The sequence below is a fragment of the Paenibacillus sp. J45TS6 genome (assembly GCF_018403285.1).
GTDB lineage: Bacteria > Bacillota > Bacilli > Paenibacillales > Paenibacillaceae > Paenibacillus.
Genome location: NZ_BOSJ01000003.1, coordinates 239,877 through 259,969 on the forward strand (window position 1 = coordinate 239,877; position 20,093 = coordinate 259,969).

Consider the following 20,093-nt stretch of genomic DNA (forward strand, 5'->3'; position numbering starts at 1 on the left):
TGTGATTTGTATTATAGTGGATTAAAGATTGAAATACCACATTTAACTAAAAGGTTTAACTAACAGGCATCAACGGAGAGGAGAGAAATCATGGAGGCTATTACATTTGTATTGTTTGGAGCCACAGGGGATTTAGCGAAAAGAAAAATCTACCCTGCTTTATATAATTTATTCATTGATCAAAAATTACCTGAATCGTTCTCTGTATTCGGTCTTGGAAGAAGAGAACTTTCCGATTCTGATTTTCAGGCCAATGTTGAGAAATCTTTACGGATGTTCTCCCGGCGCAAAGTGATAGATCAAGAAAATCTTCAAAAATTTATAGAGGTATTCCGCTATCGTGTTCTTGATGTTGGTCATAAAGAAGATTACAAAACATTGCTGCAAGAAATTGAACAACAGGAACAAAAAATTCAGACGAAGTCGAATCGGATGTTTTATTTGTCTGTAGGACCTCAATTTTTTGGAACCATTGCTGCTAATATTCAGGAAAGCGGACTCGGAAGAACAAGTGGATGGAAGCGCCTGGTGATCGAGAAACCATTTGGACATAATTTACAGTCTGCACGAGAGTTAAATGAAAGTTTGTCCATTGCTTTTAAGGAAGAAGAAATTTTCCGTATTGATCATTATCTTGGCAAACCGATGGTTCAGAAACTGGAAGTTCTCCAAAATAACAATCCAGTCTTTAAAGCCTTGTGGGACAATCGCTATATAGCCAATATTCAAATTACGTCCAATGAGACCGTAGGTGTGGAAGAGCGGGCTGGTTATTATGATCAAGCGGGAGCAGTAAGGGATATGTTCCAGAATCATATGCTGCAATTGCTCATGATGCTGACGACTCACTCTCCTAATAATACAACAAATGATGATGTTCGGGAGAAAAAGAAAATCGTCATGAATTCTTTGGAGCAGCTGCATAAAGAAGATGTCAAATCTTATGTGATCCGTGGACAATATGGGGCAGGAGTGATTGATGGGAATCCAGTCGTAGGCTATACTTCGGAACCCAACATCCCTGAAGACTCCAGTAATGATACTTTTATCGCGGCGAAGCTAAAAATTGACGACTATTTCTGGCGCGGGGTTCCTTTTTATATCCGTACAGGTAAGAGAATGAAGGAGAAATCGACACGTATTGTGATCGAGTTCAAAGAGCCATTGAAGAAGTCCGGCGGAGCACAAGAAGAGAATAAAAAGCCGAATTTGCTTGTTTTTGAAATCAGTCCAGACGAAAGAATTTCGCTGCATCTGAATACAAGAGATCCTCTGAATAAAGAGAAGATCAAACCGATGTATATCGATTTCCACGAGAGCCAAGCGAATTTACCGGAAGCATATGAGAATCTAATCGGTGATGCGCTACACGGAGACTCTACGTTCTTTGCACATTGGGAAGAAGTGGAGTTGTCATGGCAATGGGTCGAGCCGATTTTAGAAGCATACAACGAAAATCTTGTACCTCTTCATATATATGCTGCGGGAACCAACGGACCTTCTGCTTCGGATGAATTGCTTGAGCAGGATGGATATCACTGGTGGTTCGATCAAGAAGAGGAAAAGAGAACTGAAATAATAGAAGAAGAGCTTAGTCTTGCAACAAAAAGCCCTGTGCTTCAATAGAAGGAACGTATACAACACGTTTACGATAAATTTGAAGCCTACAAATCATACCCAATAAACGGAGGTAATATCGATGAAATTCTTTATTGACACAGCTAATCTGGAAGACATCAAAAAGGCTTACAAAATTGGAGTGTTGTCTGGAGTTACAACAAATCCCTCTCTAGTTGCTAAAGAAGGCGTGAAATTTGAAGATCGTATCGAGGAGATTTTACGTGAAGTACCTGAAGTTGAATCCGTATCGGCTGAAGTAACACCTGATGCAGAGACAGCGGAAGACATGATTGCACAAGCTAATGAACTGATCAAAATCAATAATAATGATAAAAATATTACGATTAAACTTCCGATGACACTTGCTGGTTTAGAAGCATGCCGTTATCTGACTAAAAAAGGTGTAAAAACCAATGTAACCTTGATTTTCACAGTTAATCAGGCGCTTTTAGCAGCACGTGCGGGTGCAACCTATGTATCCCCATTCCTGGGTCGTTTGGATGACATTTCAGAAGATGGCGTATTGCTTGTAGCTAAAATTGCTGAATTGTTCAAAACTCATAATTTGGATGCACAAATTATTGCCGCATCCGTTCGTCATCCAGACCACGTAACACGTGTTGCGATGGCGGGTGCACATATTGCTACTATTCCTTTCTCTGTTATTGAACAATTGTCCAAACATCCGTTAACGGATCAAGGAATCGAGAAATTTGCAGCAGATTGGAAAAAAACGGTTCAAGTATAATCGAATATAAGTTTATATTCTTGGCGGTAGCTCTCAAGCGAGGGCTGCCGTTTTTATATACCGAATAGTTATTCCCGGCTTATCCAAATATATAATTAATGGCATACCTGTCATGTAAAGTTTGGAAAATAAGAGGTTATAAAAGTATAATACGAGTGTAACAGTTTATTAAAAGGAGTGGAGACAATGCAAAACCTTACAGGGAAAGTCGCCCTAATTACGGGTGCAGGAAGAGGCATTGGACGAGCAACAGCTATTGAATTTGCAAAAGAAGGCATTCACGTAGGCCTCATCGCACGGAATAAAAGTCACTTGGAAAAAGTAGCAGAAGAACTACAACCCTACGGTGTCAAAGTATCAATCGCAACCGCGGATGTATCCGATCTTGAGTCTATTACAAAAGCTGTAGAGCATGTCAGTCAAGAACTCGGACCTATTGATATCCTGATTAACAATGCGGGCATCTCGAAGTTCGGTAATTTTATGGAACTTGATCCGAAGGATTGGGAACAGATTATTAAAGTTAACTTGATGGGTGTTTACTATACAACCAGAGCTGTTCTACCGCAAATGATCGAGCGTAAATCAGGCGATATTATTAATATCTCTTCTACAGCAGGCCAAAAAGGAGCACCTGTAACAAGTGCGTACAGTGCTTCGAAAGCAGGAGTTCTGGCATTAACGGAATCTTTGATGCTGGAAGTTAGGAAACACAATATTCGCGTAACTGCGCTTACGCCAAGCACAGTGGCCACAGATATGGCAGTAGATCTGAACCTGACTGATGGCAATCCAGATAAAGTAATGCAGCCTGAAGACTTGGCTGAATACATGGTATCTCAATTGAAACTGAATTCCAGAATCTTCATTAAATCGGCTGGTATGTGGTCCACGAATCCTTAAAACAAAAGAATGATGAACCGATGTAACCTCTTTCTATAGGCAAACACCCTTTATGAGTCGGCTGCATACATTGTGAGCAGGATGATTTATAAAGGAGGAATAGGAAGTGGCGTATCGCGGACATCAATTAATGTATCAATGTGAGCATCAGCTCGCAGACCACTTGAAAAAACATAAAGAGCATGCAAAACATACTTGCAAGCAATTGGTTAATCACAAGGTGAAAGTACTTACCATAGATGGAGAATCAATTGAGGGTATCGTAGTAAATGTAGATGATCATTATGTATTTTTGCAAGTCGAAGATCAGCGTGGATTTTATCCAGGCGGATATGGACCGGGTGGGGGTGGTCACGGCCATGGTCACGGCCCAGGACCTGGTTGGGGTCCTCCTGGCCACGGACCCAATCCCAATGTGATTCTTCCATTAGCTTTATTTAACTTACTGACAATCAGTTTATTATGGTGATTGATAAGGAGAGCCGCAGACTGCGGCTCTTTTTTATGTTGTTTACTTCCATAAGTTTTCACGCCCTGTTTAGTGAGCTGCACTTTTCATACATACAAGCGATGATTAGAATAGAATTAACGTGATTAACAATCAAGAAAGGCAGGCTATGAAATGAAGCAAGAAAAGACAAATGCGATGCGAATGCTGGATAAGCAGAAGATTTCCTATGACATGCTGACTTATTCCGTTGACGATGGAGACATTGATGGTCTATCTGTGGCGCGCAAAGTAGGAAAGTCTCCAGAACTTGTCTATAAAACCTTAGTGGCGCAAGGCAGTAACACGAAAGGGTATTATGTATTTGTAATTCCTGTGCAGTGTGAATTAGATCTGAAAAAAGCAGCGAAATCCGCAAAAGAAAAGAAAATCGAACTTATTGCTGTCAAAGACCTACTCGAAGTGACAGGTTACATTCGAGGGGGATGTTCTCCGATTGGAATGAAGAAACGTTATCCTGTATTTATTGATGAGCAAGCCAAAGATCTTGATAAAATCATAATTAGTGCAGGGAAAGTAGGATTCCAACTGGAAATAACGACAAACCAGCTTGTAGAAGTTACCGATGCTACATTAGCTCATTTATGTAAGTAACAATTTTTACGGCCATGGACTTTAACCCGCCTGTTACACCACTGCTGACTTATACAGCATTTGTTAGTACGAACTTGCTAGGAACGATTCGTGTAGGTCCCGAATCATTTAATGGATAACTTTACACAGATTAAAGCATGGTGTTTCCAATCAGAAAGAGATGCCTTTCTTGTTATCAGAGAAGGCATCTTTGTATTATCCTTTTCGAGTTGTTTTAGAGAGAGCATTCCATTCCTCTTCGGTGAGTTCTACTAGCCCGTTAAATTGTCCCGCAGCCTGAAGCCACTCCCCGCCGTCAATAGTGACGACTTCCCCGTTAATATAACCTGCGTAATCAGAAATAAGAAAAGCAGCAAGCGCACCGAGTTCTTCTTTGTTTCCGGCACGTTTTAAAGGTACTCTGTCGATTAATTTTTGTTCGAGACCAGGAGTCGGAGTTAATCTGGACCCAGCTCCCTCGGTTGGAAATGGACCTGGCGCAATAGCAACTTGGCGAATACCGTAAGGAGCCCATTCGACTGCAAGTGAACGTGTAAGCGCAAGTACCCCCGCTTTGGCTGCAGCAGAAGGAACAACATACCCCGACCCGCTGCCGCTAGATGCATAAGTAGTTACGATATTCAGCATGGTTCCGGTTTCTTTACGCACAATCCATCTTTTCCCAACTTCCAGTGTCATGTAAAAGGTACCGTGTAACACAATATTCAAAACCGCATCTACGGCCCGCGGAGATAACTTTTCCGTAGGACTAATAAAGTTCCCGGCAGCATTATTAACAAGGATATCAATCTGACCGAAATGAGCAGTAACCGCTTCCACAAAAGACGCTACTTGTGCTGCATCTCGTACATCACAGCTTTGGTAGAATACTTCAACTCCTTTAGCTGTAAAATCACGAGCGGACTGTTCGAGCACTTCAAATCTCCTCCCGCACCAAGCGAGTTTTGCGCCTAGATCTGCAAACATTTCACTCATGGCAAGTCCGAGACCGGTTCCACCGCCGGTAACAATAATGACTTTGTCTTTTAATAGATCAGGTGAGAAAGGATGCATAATAAGTCACTCCTTTGGGGATTAATCTAACCTTGTAACATGGAAGGTATACGGGATGCAATCTATCTACAGACTATCATGTAAAGCGGGTTCCGTCAGCATGTAGAGGTTCATATGATGAAGGATGGGGTACCGTACTAAGAGGATAGATGGTACGATAAAGTATATTCAAAGAAAGGAACATCGAGAATGAGCAACCCCATTGCGATTCAGGCTTATTACAAAATGGAGCGAAAGATTAATTCCTTGAACATGGAGATCATAGAACATCAGCGACTCCTAAAGTTATACCCGGATAAAATCGTATCAGCATATCGTGAGTTTCCCATCGAAAAAGTATTTGATTTATCTTACCGCTCCATGGGCAGTGGTCATGGGATGTTATATATACATACGCAGCAAGGTGTGTATCCTTACACACTGAGAGAGAATCCAAAATCTTTTATATTAGCGGTAAAACAATTCATCTAGAAGATGGGCGAAGGATCACAGCAAGAAAATTGTGAATGGAATTCAGCAACAAGTTTTTCTGACAACTGAAAAAAAGGGGATTATACAATATATGGAATCCCCAACTCCCTATGCTGCCATGGTGATCGGCGGTCTATTGTCTATTTTATGTATCATTCTTTTCTTATGGTATTCCCTTCTATTGGAATAATACGCTGATTTTCTGATTAAGATTTATCATTTTGGTGTAATTAACTTATCTAAAAAGAGTTATTACTAAAATGGTAGAGGTGAGTCTGTGATTGGCAAATTATTTAAGAATAAAGTATTTTCCATTTCTGCAATAGTTGCTGCTATTATTGCTTTGATGGGCGCAATTATGCCTGAGGCTTTCGGAAATACTGCAAATTATTTATTTGATTTCTCTAAAGATAATTTTGGATGGTTTTATTTGTTGTCAGTAGTCGTAATCATTGTATTTCTCATGTGGCTTGCAGCTAGTAAGTATGGTGCAATTCGCCTTGGAGGAGAAAAAAGCAAACCAGAGTACTCGTTTTTCACGTGGTTAGGTATGTTATTCTCCGCTGGATTTGGCGTTGGTCTTGTATTCTGGGGAGTAGCCGAGCCGATGAGCCACTTTTTTAACACACCGTTTGCGGGTGTGGAAGCAGGAACAACGGAAGCGGCACGCGTAGCGATGGGATATTCCTTCTTTCATTGGGGTATCAGTCAGTGGGCTGTATTTGCGCTCGTAGGTCTCGCTATTGCTTTCCTGCAATTTCGTAAAAATAGGGATGGTCTTATATCCACCGCTTTAGAACCTGTAACCGGGAAAAAGACAACCGTTAAAAATGGGATTGATATCTTAGCTGTTATTGCAACCGTGATGGGGGTTGCCACTTCCATTGGGCTTGGCGTTCTTCAAATGAGTGGAGGAGTCGAACAGGTTTCTGGTATAGGAAACAACACCATGATTCAACTGTTGATGTTATTTCTTATCTTCGTATGCTATATGATCTCGGCGATGACAGGACTTGATAAAGGGATCCGTATATTGAGTAATTTTAACCTCACTTTGGCGATAGCATTTTTGGTGTTTGTATTTACAATGGGGCCAACCGTCTTTATACTCGAGTCATTTACATTAGCAATCGGGGATTACATAACGAGTTTTGTTCAGTATAGTTTGCGGCTTCAACCTTATTCAGAAGGAACTTGGGTAGGAGAATGGACTATTTTTTACTGGGCATGGGCAATTGCTTCATCACCTTACGTTGGTGCTTTTATAGCAAGAGTATCAAAAGGAAGAACAATCAGGGAATTTATTGTGGGTGTCACGATTATTCCGACGTTGATTTCTTGTTTATGGATTGCCGCATTTGGCGGTACCGCGTTATGGTTTGATCTTCATGAAAATACAGGAATCGCTGCAGCTGTAAATGAAGATGTCTCAGTAGCTTTGTTCCAAATGTTTGATCAACTGCCGTTCGCCGGAATTATGTCCGTATTAGCGATCCTGCTCATTTTTACGTTCTTAGTAACGTCTGCAGACTCTGCAACTTATATTCTCGCAAGTATGACCAGCGGTGGCAGTTTGAATCCATCCAGTATTGGTAAACTTGTGTGGGGTACTTTAATGGCTTCTATTGCGGGAGTACTAATATACTCAGGGGGGCTTGAAGCTCTGCAGACCGCTTCCTTAATCGCTGCTTTACCATTTACGTTATTATTGTTACTGCTTCTTGTCGCGATGACAAAACTGATCAGAAAAGAACCGCTTCCGGTCAAGAAAGCTGATCTCAGACGATATCAGAAGATAAAAGAAGAGGCTAACAAAACACGGGTGTAAGTGGAAAATAATATAGTAAATAAGAGGAACCTCGATTCGTATTCGAGGTTCCTCTTATTTATATGAAAGCATTTATAATCGATATCCGATCGATTGTAAAAACCAATGAAGCGATACGATGGCTACGGCAATATGCAGCAAAATATTCAGCCAGGATTTTCGGGAAAGCTGAATGTCTTGAACAATCATTACAACCGACCAAATGAAAATAACAAGATAAGCGAGTTGAACCAGGATCGTTGGCATGATTCACCCCTTTTCTGTACCGTTTAAAATACTACTTGAATTTGATTTTAACTGGCTTCTTCGTATCTTGTTCTGCTGCCGGGTGAATGACATCACCAATCGCCTCTGAAGCTTGCTTGACCGTTTTCGTCACGCTGTGAATGGCTTCACCCACATCCCCGGCAGAGTTAAAGATTGGCTCGACGGAGCGGATTTTACCCTTTACATCGGAGGTAATGACATTGGCTGTTTGTATGAGTTTGGTTGATTCCTGAGTCAGCCCATGAATCGCATTTCTGACTTCGGATAATGTTTTGTTCGTTTCACTAAGCGTGCTCATCCCTTTCACCAGAACGCGTACTACATAATAGACTAAAACAATAAAAGCAATAGCACTTGCAGCAACGCTGATCGATATAATCATCTTCAAGCCTCCTTCACGTAAATATATGTCGTCCACATTAGGTTATTCCAAATTTAAAAGAAAGAACGGTATATTTATCTTTTTATAACAATACGATGAGGATGGATACTGTTGTAAAAAGGAGGCCTGACATTTATGTCTAAGCATCAGGAAGCCCAGCTAACTCAGCTTGTCTTGTCCCATCTGCCTAGTACGGCAACGGTCATAAACATAGAAGGACCATTGCCTCATCAGGCAATTTATATAGGGGATCTAACAGGAGATGAAATTCCTGAGATTTCTGTCGTTTACAAGGTAAATGAAGAGTTATATCTGATGGTGCTTGTTTTTACTGATCAGGAATGGAAGGTCGCTGCGAGAATAAAAGGCCACGGGTATGGTCTTACGCTATTGACCAGTGGACCTATCTTACATAACGATAGGAAGAGTTTACTGATTGGCTGGCAGATCGGAGCCGTTCGCTCTAAACTGTCGATCTATAAATGGGAAGATGGAAAGTTCATCGATGCAGCGCCGGAAGATTTATCTTATAGTTCCATTGAAATAATAAACATACCCGGAATATCCGGTGGGAATCAGACGAGTGACATTGCACTTTGGATACATGATACGGGGGAGGCTTACCGTGTAGAAGTACTCCACTTCAGGGAAGGAAAGTTCGTGCCTGCATGGGATGTCTATCCCTATTATTTTGTGAATGTGGTTCGATATTACGAGCGAAAAACGGAAGAACATCCGAATTATCCTTTGTATTGGTATTACCTGGCGGACGCTCAGTACCGTGCGGGAATGCTGCCCGCTGCGCTGCAATCGATTCATAAGAATCTGTTGTTCCAAAATCCTTATCCTTCTCGTAAAGAGATTCAGCAGTTACAATCAAAGATTGAAAATATTTACAAACATATGGGTGGGCAGATTACGGAAAAACAGATCACGGAAGAACAGATTATAGAAGAACGAATCATGGAAGAACAGATCATGGAACAAACGGCAATATCTACTATGAATAAACGAGGAACATCCCTATTCCTCATAGCGGAGAAAACGACCGATGGTACGAAGTGGGGATATATAAATGCAGAGGGAGAATCTGTAATTCCTCTACAATATAGCGAAGCAAGGGATTTTCAGAAAAATGGACTTGCTGTTGTAGCTCAAAAACGGAAATATGGGTTGGTTGAGCTCTCAGGCGAGTATCTAGTAGAGCCTATCTATACATCGATATCGCCTTACGTAGAGCAACGGGCAATCGTAACTGTGGATGAGTATCATTTCGCTATGTTGAACGAAGAGGGGAAGAAAGTTACAGAGCAAACCTATCCTTTTATCTCTAAATCGGCTGGGAATCGGTCTATTTATTCTACGGAGACAACAAATAGCTCAGGAAGTAGTGTTATACAGTATGGATATCTTGATTCCGAGGGGAACGAAGTCATTCCTGCACAATATGAAGAAGCAAGCGACTATGATCAGCAGAAAGCGATTGTGAAAATCAAGGAATATGAGTATGCGTTAATTAACGAAATAGGAGAGAGGCTGGCTACATATCCCTATTATTATGTAGGAAACTATAGTGATGGGTTCCTTGTATTTAAGGAGACAGCAAGTGGAACATATGGATATATGGATGAGAGAGGAACTGCGATGATTCCTCCTTCGTTTACAGGGGCGACCGCATTTCATCAGGGGCAGGCTATCGTAAACACTTCAGAGGACTATAAGCCAGGCTATGGAGTGATCGATAAGCAAGGAGTGTACATGATTCCTGCGGAATATCATGATATTCGTGATCTAGGAGAAGATCGCTGGGCTGTTGGAAGAACAACAGATGCAAAACATCCGTTAGGTTTACCGCTTTACGCAATAGCCGATCGATCGGGTGCACTGCTGACTGATTTTTCATTCTTTGATGTATCCGAGTTTATAGATGGTCTTGCTTCTGTGAATAATCATGAACAGACCTATTTTATAGACCAAAGTGGAAATCCCGCTCCAGGGTATCCACATATCGAAGGAAGGGGCACATTAACCGTCAAAGAAGACGATGTGATCCAAGCGTTCATTGATCAAAGGCTATTCTATATGAACCGTGCGGGAGATGTCATCTGGGAGCCGAATAAGATGATTTCGCTTAATGGAACATACCGAGTTAAGGAAGAGAAATATAAGCCAAATCAAAATTACCTCGTTTATTATCCAGTAATAGAAGGAATGCCTGATGTAATTAGCGAACAAAGAGTGAATATCCGAATGAAGCAGCTGGCTGAAGTAAATAAGGTCCCTCTAAATAAGGAGAAAGAAGAGACTTTCACAGGGGATTATGATGTTATTTATTATAAAAAAGATCTTGTTGTCATTGAACTAAACGGTTATCACTATACCATAGGAGCGGCCCATGGCTTACCAACAAAAATACACGCGCTGATTCATCTTGTAACCGGTCGTATATTTATGTTGAGAGATTTGTTTAAAGCGGGTGCGGATTACGTGAAAGAACTGAGTAAACGGATTAGAAAGATCATCACAGATGATCCTGCGTATTCCTATGTATTTTCCGAGAGTTATCAAGGGATTAAACCCAATCAGCCGTTCTATGTATCTGACCATGCTCTTCATTTATATTTCGCTCCTTATGAAATTGGACCCTATGCTGCAGGTTTTCCTACATTTACGATTCCCTTTGATGAGATCAAGGAACTGATCTATAAAGAGGGTGAGTTTTGGAAATCGTTCCAGATTTGATAAAATAAAGACGTTAGTTAAAAGCTTTCCTGACTAGCAGGAGAGCTTTTTCTTCTTATTTCATCTTAGCTTTAAATGAATTCATGGCGTTAACCTATGAAAGAAAAATAGTGTCTTAACAAAAGGAGGGGATATTATGGTTGCTGGATTTATGCTGTTAATTATTGTACCTCTTATGCTGGTGATGCTGGGCTTGTATTATATTACGCTGGCGATATGGGAACTTCGTGCAGGAATAGACAGAACAAGATATGTGAAACTGATGTTTGGAGGGCTTGTTCTTGTTGTAATTGCTCCTCTTCTGTTTATTATCTATTCGTATGCCGGTATTATGAGTTTCTAATTCTTATAAAATTGTTTACTACGATAAATAGATCTTACATACACGTAGACGTGAAAACGCTAATCCGTATAATATATAATCATCTTCCTCTTCTAGAATATAGAAGATACTAGGAAAACTCGGATGAATACAATATGAATAGGAGCGTAAACATCATGGACATCAGAATCGATGATCTAACCGGGCCAGAGATCATTACGTTAATTGAGGAACATTATAAAGAAATGTTGTCACAGTCTCCCGAAGATAGTATGCATGCGCTGGATTTGGAGCGATTGAAACAACCAGAGATTACCTTTTGGACGGCATGGGAAGATAATGAACTGCTTGGCTGCGGGGCAATGAAAGAACTTGATCCCACGCACGGAGAGATTAAATCGATGCGCACCGCTCCCCTGCATACCCGAAAGGGAGTCGCGAAGCGAATCCTTGAACATATGTTAGAAGAAGCACAAAGAAGAGGTTACCATCAGGTCAGCCTGGAGACAGGTACGTTAGATAGCTTTAAGCCGGCAATAAGTTTGTACATAAAAATAGGGTTCGAGTATTGCGAACCTTTTGCCGATTATGTAGAAGATCCATACAGTGTGTTTATGACGAAGCAACTGACAATGAAATGACGAAATGAAAATAAAAGAATTACAATACTAAAATTACAATGAAAGACGGAGAAATCTAAAGCAAGCCTGAGAAATCAGGCTTTTTTCGTTTTTTGCAAACGAATACAGCATGTTTATATTCGATTTATATTCGTACGAGTATACGTGTTAAGAGAGTTAGTAGATATAATTTATATCTAAAAAATGTTTCATTTTACCTTAATTGATAGTAATTAGTTATATAAGAATCGATTACATAAGTTATGGAATGGATTCAACTTGTGTTTATTACACTGTATAGGTGGACGTAATTAACATGAGGGAACTCGCTAACAGGAGGAATCGTATGTCTATATTGAAGAAAAGGATAGGGAACGTCGTATTGCTGTTCACCAGTATGCTGATGGCAGGAGTATTTTTCTCACATGTGAACGTTGCTGATGCCAAGAGTTCAAAAGTTTATGTCCAGGCAGGAGTAGAGACAGCAGATCAATATTCAAAACTTGAGGACCCGATCATTATACAGCAAGGCCGGATTTTGCTGCCTATTCGAGAGATTAGTGATTATCTAAGTCTGAATGTTTCATGGAACCAGAAGACGAAGTCAGCTACTTTATATGGTGTGAATAAGGAAATTAAGCTGACACATGGAAGCAAAACAGCATACGTAGATAAGAAAAAAGTGCTGCTTGATGTACCTCTTCAAATGGAAAAAGGTAAAATTTATGTTCCATTACAGTTTGTTGCCTCCTCGGTCAAACAGAAAGTGACCTGGGATCGTACTCTAAAGACGATTCTTATCCCTAGAACCTATGCGAAGGGGACAGCAGATCAAATGACCTATTGGATCAAACTCACTACAGGAGAGTTATTCCAGGCTAAAACTAATCAGATAGGAACAAAAATAGGTCAGGTCAGTAAGAGGTTTAAAACGATGAGGGAGTTTGAAGTGGAGAAGATCGCAGCAGGTACGTATTATTTACGGATGGAAGAAAGTTTTGGCATGGCAGGTACCAGTAGAAATACAGGACAAGTACTCGTTAAAAATGGAAAAGTGCTTGATGAAGACAGCTTCTCATTCCAAGGATATTACGAGGATACAACACTTCATAAGTCACATGGAAATGTGCTGTTGACCAACGGGAAGCAGGCAAGATTCTTAGATAAGAATGGTAAAGTAATTGCCTTATATAACCTAACAGACATTATGCAAAAAGATGAAATCTACATGGTAGAGCATTATAATCAGCGCATGCTAATCTTACGGGAGTATGCATCGCAACATCTTATTGTTTATAATGTACAGTCTGATAATGCGGCATACGTTCATGAACTCATCACGCTTCCCGAAAGTGAAAGAGAGTATTTAGAACAGGCAGGATTTGATCGAAATAATGAAATGGTGCGGGATCATATTATCTTTTTTAACAGTATCATTGATGGAGTTATGACTTTTCATTATAAAAACAAATCGAACAACATGGTAAATACGTATACTCTTGATTTAAGTCAGATCTAACAAGGGAATGTGCGTTTCTTTTGATTTTGCTTTTTGTCAGTATAAAACAAAACAAACAAACCGGCGTGAGAAGACGCGGCGGTTTGTTTGCTCGTATACTCGTATAGTAGTTATATCTCTTAATCGATCCCTATCGTCAGGATATTTGAGGTGATTTTACGAAAATGAGCCATCGATTTTTTTTGATACCGCAAAGGATGATAACCAGCAGCAATGATCATATTCTTCGATCTTCCTAAACCTCCCGCATATAGAGAAAAAAGATCAACTACAGGAAAAAGAGAGGAAAGAGACCGGTAAAAGGACTGCACGTAAGGATCCTGAGGTCCTCTACCAATAATGTTCATCAAAAGGGTTCCATCCTCAGTTAGTTTATCGCAAGCCGTTTCAAAAAAATCCATCGTTGTCAGTTGCTCAGGAATACCACCTTCATGGAAAGCATCCACAACGATATAATCAAAACGGCCACTCGTCATCTGTTTTAGTAATGTATATCCATCCTCAATGAGAACGGGGGGGCCATTGTAGCCAAAGTATTCTTTACTTACGTCTGATACTTTCTGGTCAATTTCTGAAATGACTACATATTTGTCACGCAAAGCAGAGGATAAGGTGCCGATTCCATGTCCAATCAAAAATACATCTTCGTAAGAGGGATTGTTGACTTCCATTAAATGCAGAATCGCTCTAGGATATTCAAACAAGATTCGCTCCGGCTGATTTAGATCAAGGATTCCCTGAATTGCATCATTACCGAATTCAAGCACACGAAATCTTCCTTTTTCTCCGTAAACTTCAGAAGTATCATAGACGTAAATGGGTCTAGGTTCCGTTTCTTGGTGTAAGTACTGTGTCATGTCTAAAACTCCTTTATCTATAGCCATCTTCTTATCTCACTATACCAACTTCTGTACAAGAAAATACAGTTTTATGTCATAATGGAGGATGGAATAGCAAAGGAAGAAAAGATAAAGTTTATTTCCGCTTATTTTTGTTGCAATCCGCAGAATAAGAAGAAGGTTCTTCGTACGTAACTCGTATTCCTAGAGCAGGATAGAATTCTTCTTTATATTCGCATTCCGCACAAGATTTGGTTACATGCAGTATGGTTAATTTGCTGGATAAAGGTTGCTTGCATTTGGGGCAATGCTGGCGAAAGAGACGGTTCAAACCGGTCATAAATATCACCTTTATTCCTATTTATTTAGTTGGGATTATTATAACTTGCCTTTTCAAGTTTGTATAGTCATGTGTGTTGGGCAAATTAATTAATTGTGTTGTGAGCGAGAGGAGGGAACATCTTATGTTTTTACTGCTTATGATCCTGCTCGGATTCATCGGTTCGTTTTTTTCAGGTTTGCTGGGAATCGGCGGTGCCATCATCAATTATCCGCTTCTTTTATTTATCCCGCCGCTTCTTGGGATGGGCGAATTTACAGCCCATGAAGTAGCTGCTATTAGTATATTCCAGGTGTTTTTCTCATCCCTTTCTGGAATCATTGGGTATGGACTGCAATCTCGAAAAACAAAAACGAGGTTAATTCATTACTCACTCGCTGCTTGGATGGGCACCAGTATATTAATAGGAAGTCTGCTAGGAGGATTGTGGTCTTCGCGCTTCGAGGAGCAAACGATTAACATCATCTATGGAATCCTTGCGGTGCTTGCCGTAATTCTTATGTTATTCCCTGCAAGAGGCAAAGAAGAGATGCAAAAGGTAGAGGAAATTACTTTCCACCGATTTTTGGCGAGTTCGCTTGCTTTTGTTGTAGGGGTAGTTTCAGGTATTGTTGGAGCTGGGGGAGGGTTTATTCTTATTCCCATTATGATGAAAGTGTTTCGAATACCGGTCCGAATTACGATTGCGACTTCTTTATCGATCGTCTTTGTCTCGGCAATTGGCGGAGTGATCGGTAAAATAGGCGGGGGAGATTTTCCGATTCTTCCGATTCTTTTCACGGTTATTGGGAGTATCGCAGGGTCTCCTGTCGGTTCTTTGGTAGGTTCAAAAATGGATGTGAAGTATTTAAGATATGCCCTTGTCCTTTTGATTACCATAACGGCGGTAAAGGTATGGTCGTCTGTTTTATAATCGTTAAACTTACAAAAAAGACTGCTCACCGAAAGGTGAACAGTCTTTTTTGGAGTTGTTGTCATTTCATTTTCACGGTAATATTTCACGTTAAAATCGTAATGTAGCTTGGCGTTTTTACTATTAAAGTCGTTTACGTTTGTAGAAAGTGACGAAAAGACAAGCGAGTATGACAATAATCAGAGATACGGCAACCGCAATTAAGTCTTGTGTAGTCCCTTGCTGCACATTTTGTTGATTTCCTCCACCACCAGGGAATCCACCACCTCCCATCATGCCGCCTTCAGGACGTTCCATACCGCCGCCAAAACCATCTGGTGCTTCACCCATACCGCCACCGAAGCCATCAGGAGGTGTGACGCCATTCCCTTCTTCAACCTGTGCGTCTGGCTGAGCTCCATCAGTAGGAGTAGTATTACTCTGCTCACTATTTTGGCTAGCTATGTCTGATGGAACTTCTCCAGCAGGAGGCTGGTTTGCTGTATTAGATTGATCCGTTGCAGCGTCATTTTGGGTATCATTCTGAACAACGTTGTTTGCGGTATTAGCAGCCGTATGATCAGGTGCTGTTTGCGCATTCGCATTCTGTTTGCTAAATGAAGCACCATCCGCTGTTGTTTCATCATCAGCAGTTGCACCGCCTGTATTACCACCGGTAGCAGCGTTACTAGGAGCAACACCTTCTGCATCGCCTCTGCCCATACCTCCGCCTCTGCCTCCGCCGCCCATGCCACCGCCGCTTCCAGAGCCATCGCCGGCAGAAGGAGAGGTACCATCGAGCTGTTCAGAAATATCTTTGACTTGCGATGCATTGGTGGAGATCAGGCTCGTAACTCCTTTTTCAAATTCATCATAGGTATAAAATGCGTTCGGGTCTGCTTTTACATATTCCGCAATCATGGATTTGACTTCTTGCACTCGTGCAGTAAAAGTATCATTAGCAAGGTATCCACCAATCGCTTCTGAAAGGATCTGATGATACTGCTCTTTATACTCATCTACAGCAAGCAGTTTTGCAATGAGTGGACGTTCATCCAAAGCTCCTTGCGTTGGCTCATCGATATACAGACTGCTTCTTCCGAGGCCCCCAAAAGCCATATTGTAATCCCAAGGAAGTATAGAGAAGACTCCATCTTCTTCATACAGATAATAGTTTTGTTTATTCGACCCAAGATAACTATCTGTGTTATTCGTCAGAACGTTCAGGGCAATATATCCTAATGCATCCTCTATATCGATATACTTCTCGTAGTCTGATCCATTATTGAGTTCATTCAGCATAGCGATAAGTGCATCGCCATCTGATTTTTCAGACTTCACTTCAAGACCGGTATAGAGATCCGGATCATCACCGAGCCAAGTTAAATCGCTACCTTGACCGGTCATTACACCTTTGTATAGTGAGCCATAGGAGGTACCGAAGTTCCGCTCCAGATAAGATTCATCGATCTGTTCAACAGCAAGATAAAATCCCCATAATTCATCATTAATGTAGATGTTAACGAAAGAATATTCAGGGGTAGGAAGACCCATCAATTCTGCTAATTCATAGGTCAAAAATTCTCGCATGCTGGTCGCATCACTATAGTTATTGTTTAAGTTGATTTTGCTAATGCCTTCGAGTGTCTGATTCACATATTCATCAAAGGAAAGCTTGAAGCTGTAGCGATTCGAGTCTTCCATTTGAACAACAGAGCGAAGACTTAAATTCCCCTTCGTGCGAATACCAACGTTATCGAGTTTAATTCCGTTATATTCCACGCTTGCAGGTTTATATTCTTCCGCGCTTGCGTTGTCCAGCATGTCTTGAAATTGATCTTCGTCGATCGTTATTTTTACGTCGACAACTTTGTCTTTTGGAAAAACCGTTTCTTCTATTTTCTGTGTTTCCTTGGATACAGCGGTTCCTGATGAATCCGTGGAAGAGGACGAGCTGCCAAATTGACAGCCCGCCAGAATCAGACAGATGGAGCAGAAGCATAGAAGAAGACTAGTACATTTGTTCTTCATCTAGAGCACCACCTTATCTTTAGGATACATAATCACCGTTATAGCTGATAAGTACCGCATTTTTAACACCTTGAATTCCAGTAAGTTCGTTAACAAAGCTGCCTTCGCTATCTTTCAAACGAACTTCGAAGGTTACTTCAATATTGCCTGCAGTCACCGTTTTTTGTTTTACATTGTAACGTTTTACGATGCTGCCCAGTTGTTCGTGAATTAGTTTTTCCGTAGCATCGCTTTCGCAGTTCACGACAAGAAGGTAAGGAGTATCAAGAGATGTCCGTTTAATAAAGAAGAAGAGAATGAGACCGATAATAGCGGAACCGAGTGCTGCAAGTGTATAGAATCCTGCACCGGAGACAATCCCCGCTGCCGCAGCCCAGAACAAGAAAATCAGATCTGTCGGGTCTTTAATCGGTGTTCTAAAACGAACGATGGACAGCGCACCAACCATACCAAGAGACAATACGAGGTTGGAGTTGATCGCAATGATGACCATCGCAGTTACCATCGTCATCCCAATCAGAGAAACATTAAAGCTTTTGGAGTAAAGCACTCCACTGAATACACGCTTATAAAGTGTGAAAATGAAGAGACCAATCAGAAAAGCGACCGCTAAACTGATAATAATTTCGGAAATACTAATATCGGATGTGAAGTTTTCCATCACCGATTTTTTAATAATATCTGTAAAATTCGTAGTGTCGGTAGTAGCTTGTGTCGCTGCTGCCGTCGTAGAAACTGTTGCTGACATCTTAATAATCCTCCCAAGTGTTATACTTTAGAAATTTACGGCAAATGACATATTTTGAAGCCGATTGCCGGTTTAATCCTTCAAGCTGTAATGCAATCCGTATGTATTCCGGAATGTACTCATCAAATTTCACTTCCAGAATCATCAGATTTTCGTCGATTGCCCTTACAGGATGTAAATCTTTGTTGAACATATCAAGAGAGTGAAGGCCGGTTCGAAGGTCCTTATCAAACGTAATCCTCACATTGCCATGGTGACAAACAAAGGGCTCTCTTACATAATCAACAATGACTTTGGGACGTAACATCCGGTCCCGCATTTCATGATAAATTTCGTACATCAGCGGATTTTCAGGAACATTCAGTACTTCGTAATCACCAGCAACAATGGATTCATACATTTCTCTTGTCAGGGATACTTTTTGTTTTGCGATGAGATCCCCTTTTTTAACTTTCTTCTCAAAATGAATGACCTTGTCTTCCACATTGTAGATTCGAATCCGGTATTTAGCCCGATCGCGGACACCGCCCAGTTTTTCGTGAAGAGCACGGTTGTCCATATCATCAAAGTACAAACTTCGAATGTGATACTCTCCGGTATCTCCTACATTCTCATCGTACTTTACAATGTTTCTAAGTCTTTGCCGCAGAATCGTATACTGATGCTGGTTGATAAGAAACTTAAGTTCATTGCGGTACTTTACAGGTTTACTCAGCTGCACATGAGCTGGGGTGAGCATAATTACACCTCTCTTTCTAGGGTAGATTCCACAAGTTACTCTGCTAACTGGAATCTGATTGTTTTCGGCTTGAACCCATCTTACTTGGACTGTGTGAACTGTATTTGAACTGAACCTTAAAAATAGATGAATTTTACATTCTGATTACAAAAAGAACGAACAAAGTTAATGATTGTCAAATGAAGCACATAAAAAAAGACGGCCGACCACAAGGGCAGACAGTCTCACAGATTTTAGATTATGTAGATTAAAAACGTTTCCGTTTATATAGATGTACAAATGCGGAAGCTAATAGAAGGAAGAGGATAGATACTACAGAAGATATGAAATCGGTCATGGATCCTTGCTGTGTATTTTGTTGATTTTGTTGATTAAAGGAAGGAAAACCTTCTCCTCCACCACCGGGTGGAAATCCCATGCCTCTTTCAGCACCTCCTCCAGGAAATTCTCCACCGAATGCTCGATCTTGACCGGGTACCTGGTTCCCTTGGGCACCATCTGGAGTGACAGACGGCATGGTCTGTTCAGGGGTGTTTGCATTCTCAGAAGTAGGAGTGGGAACAGCCGCTGCAGCAACGAATGAAGAGGACGAACTGCCGAATAGACAAAGGACCAGAATCAGACAGATGGAGCAAAAGTATAGAAGGAGAATAGAATATTTGTTTTTCACAAAAGAGCACCACCTTATTTTTATACTTTAAAACTTCGGCAGATCCCTTCTTCAAGGTGAATTGCCGCTTCAAACTAAGCAAAATAAATGAAAGTATAATAAAAGATTGTGAACTGAATTTGAACGGATCCTTAAAAACGGATGAATTTAACATCGTACCCATAAAACGACGTAACGAATTTAGAAAATGTTCGTTTGACTTCTAGTTTCATTCGGGTGTATCTTAGCAAACAGCTGCAGTTACCACCTCAGACTTT

The 20,093-nt window shown here is 40.8% G+C and carries 20 protein-coding genes; 12 read left to right on the top strand and 8 right to left on the bottom strand.

All coding sequences use genetic code 11. The features are described 5' to 3' along the window. The first annotated feature begins 90 nt into the window (after positions 1-90). The 5 genes from zwf (at position 91) to ybaK (ending at position 4,373) form a co-directional block, all read left to right on the top strand. Positions 91-1,626, top strand: a complete 1,536-nt coding sequence (gene zwf / locus KJS58_RS06250; RefSeq protein ID WP_213531457.1) for a glucose-6-phosphate dehydrogenase — start codon at positions 91-93, stop codon at positions 1,624-1,626. A gap of 73 nt (positions 1,627-1,699) precedes the next feature. Further along, positions 1,700-2,368 carry a fructose-6-phosphate aldolase gene (fsa, locus tag KJS58_RS06255; RefSeq protein WP_213531459.1) on the top strand — a complete coding sequence of 223 codons (669 nt, stop codon included), beginning with the start codon at positions 1,700-1,702 and terminating at the stop codon, positions 2,366-2,368. A gap of 186 nt (positions 2,369-2,554) precedes the next feature. Continuing rightward, on the top strand, positions 2,555-3,271 hold the full coding sequence (locus KJS58_RS06260) for a 3-ketoacyl-ACP reductase (RefSeq protein WP_213531461.1): 717 nt from the start codon (positions 2,555-2,557) through the stop codon (positions 3,269-3,271). Between the two features lie 106 nt (positions 3,272-3,377). Further along, on the top strand, positions 3,378-3,740 hold the full coding sequence (locus KJS58_RS06265) for a hypothetical protein (RefSeq protein WP_249716962.1): 363 nt from the start codon (positions 3,378-3,380) through the stop codon (positions 3,738-3,740). 153 nt (positions 3,741-3,893) lie between these two features. Next, positions 3,894-4,373, top strand: coding sequence for a Cys-tRNA(Pro) deacylase (gene ybaK / locus KJS58_RS06270; protein WP_213531463.1), 480 nt, complete (start codon positions 3,894-3,896; stop codon positions 4,371-4,373). A 195-nt stretch (positions 4,374-4,568) separates the two neighbouring features. On the opposite strand, the gene KJS58_RS06275 is transcribed toward ybaK, so the two are convergent. Continuing rightward, on the bottom strand, positions 4,569-5,426 hold the full coding sequence (locus KJS58_RS06275; protein WP_213531465.1) for an SDR family oxidoreductase: 858 nt from the start codon (positions 5,424-5,426) through the stop codon (positions 4,569-4,571). 189 nt (positions 5,427-5,615) lie between these two features. Between KJS58_RS06275 and KJS58_RS06280 the strand changes: the two genes are divergently transcribed. Both KJS58_RS06280 and KJS58_RS06285 read left to right on the top strand, forming a co-directional pair. After that, positions 5,616-5,897 carry a hypothetical protein gene (locus KJS58_RS06280; protein WP_213531466.1) on the top strand — a complete coding sequence of 94 codons (282 nt, stop codon included), beginning with the start codon at positions 5,616-5,618 and terminating at the stop codon, positions 5,895-5,897. 277 nt (positions 5,898-6,174) lie between these two features. Next, entirely contained in the window at positions 6,175-7,725 is a 1,551-nt protein-coding gene (locus tag KJS58_RS06285; RefSeq protein ID WP_213531468.1) for a BCCT family transporter, read from the top strand. Between the two features lie 72 nt (positions 7,726-7,797). Here the strand turns inward: KJS58_RS06285 and KJS58_RS06290 are convergent, their stop codons facing one another. Beyond that, the gene (locus KJS58_RS06290; RefSeq protein ID WP_213531470.1) at positions 7,798-7,971 is read right to left on the bottom strand and encodes a hypothetical protein; all 174 of its coding nucleotides are present in this window, start codon (positions 7,969-7,971) and stop codon (positions 7,798-7,800) included. Between the two features lie 31 nt (positions 7,972-8,002). Continuing rightward, positions 8,003-8,374 (bottom strand): DUF948 domain-containing protein, encoded by a 372-nt coding sequence (locus tag KJS58_RS06295; RefSeq protein WP_213531472.1) that lies wholly within the window; start codon positions 8,372-8,374, stop codon positions 8,003-8,005. 135 nt (positions 8,375-8,509) lie between these two features. Here KJS58_RS06295 and KJS58_RS06300 point away from each other — a divergent pair, with 135 nt between their 5' ends. From KJS58_RS06300 to KJS58_RS06315, 4 genes are all read left to right on the top strand, one after another. Next, positions 8,510-11,116, top strand: a complete 2,607-nt coding sequence (locus tag KJS58_RS06300; RefSeq protein ID WP_213531474.1) for a WG repeat-containing protein — start codon at positions 8,510-8,512, stop codon at positions 11,114-11,116. A 136-nt stretch (positions 11,117-11,252) separates the two neighbouring features. Next, the gene (locus KJS58_RS06305) at positions 11,253-11,459 is read left to right on the top strand and encodes a hypothetical protein (RefSeq protein WP_249716963.1); all 207 of its coding nucleotides are present in this window, start codon (positions 11,253-11,255) and stop codon (positions 11,457-11,459) included. 155 nt (positions 11,460-11,614) lie between these two features. Next, positions 11,615-12,079, top strand: a complete 465-nt coding sequence (locus tag KJS58_RS06310; RefSeq protein WP_213531476.1) for a GNAT family N-acetyltransferase — start codon at positions 11,615-11,617, stop codon at positions 12,077-12,079. 325 nt (positions 12,080-12,404) lie between these two features. Continuing rightward, positions 12,405-13,577 (top strand): copper amine oxidase N-terminal domain-containing protein, encoded by a 1,173-nt coding sequence (locus KJS58_RS06315; protein ID WP_213531478.1) that lies wholly within the window; start codon positions 12,405-12,407, stop codon positions 13,575-13,577. A 119-nt stretch (positions 13,578-13,696) separates the two neighbouring features. Here the strand turns inward: KJS58_RS06315 and KJS58_RS06320 are convergent, their stop codons facing one another. Next, positions 13,697-14,434: a spermidine synthase gene (locus KJS58_RS06320; protein ID WP_213531479.1), complete on the bottom strand. Its 738-nt coding sequence runs from the start codon at positions 14,432-14,434 to the stop codon at positions 13,697-13,699. Between the two features lie 446 nt (positions 14,435-14,880). Here KJS58_RS06320 and KJS58_RS06325 point away from each other — a divergent pair, with 446 nt between their 5' ends. After that, positions 14,881-15,669, top strand: a complete 789-nt coding sequence (locus KJS58_RS06325) for a sulfite exporter TauE/SafE family protein (protein ID WP_213531481.1) — start codon at positions 14,881-14,883, stop codon at positions 15,667-15,669. A gap of 123 nt (positions 15,670-15,792) precedes the next feature. Here KJS58_RS06325 and KJS58_RS06330 read toward each other — a convergent pair whose 3' ends face one another. The 4 genes from KJS58_RS06330 to KJS58_RS06345 form a co-directional block, all read right to left on the bottom strand. After that, positions 15,793-17,679 (bottom strand): CotH kinase family protein, encoded by a 1,887-nt coding sequence (locus KJS58_RS06330; protein WP_213531483.1) that lies wholly within the window; start codon positions 17,677-17,679, stop codon positions 15,793-15,795. Positions 17,680-17,698: 19 nt separating this feature from the next. Next, positions 17,699-18,427 (bottom strand): DUF4956 domain-containing protein, encoded by a 729-nt coding sequence (locus KJS58_RS06335; protein ID WP_213531485.1) that lies wholly within the window; start codon positions 18,425-18,427, stop codon positions 17,699-17,701. A gap of 1 nt (position 18,428) precedes the next feature. Next, on the bottom strand, positions 18,429-19,142 hold the full coding sequence (locus KJS58_RS06340; protein ID WP_213531804.1) for a polyphosphate polymerase domain-containing protein: 714 nt from the start codon (positions 19,140-19,142) through the stop codon (positions 18,429-18,431). A gap of 271 nt (positions 19,143-19,413) precedes the next feature. Next, entirely contained in the window at positions 19,414-19,836 is a 423-nt protein-coding gene (locus tag KJS58_RS06345; protein WP_213531487.1) for a hypothetical protein, read from the bottom strand. Positions 19,837-20,093 lie beyond the last annotated feature (257 nt).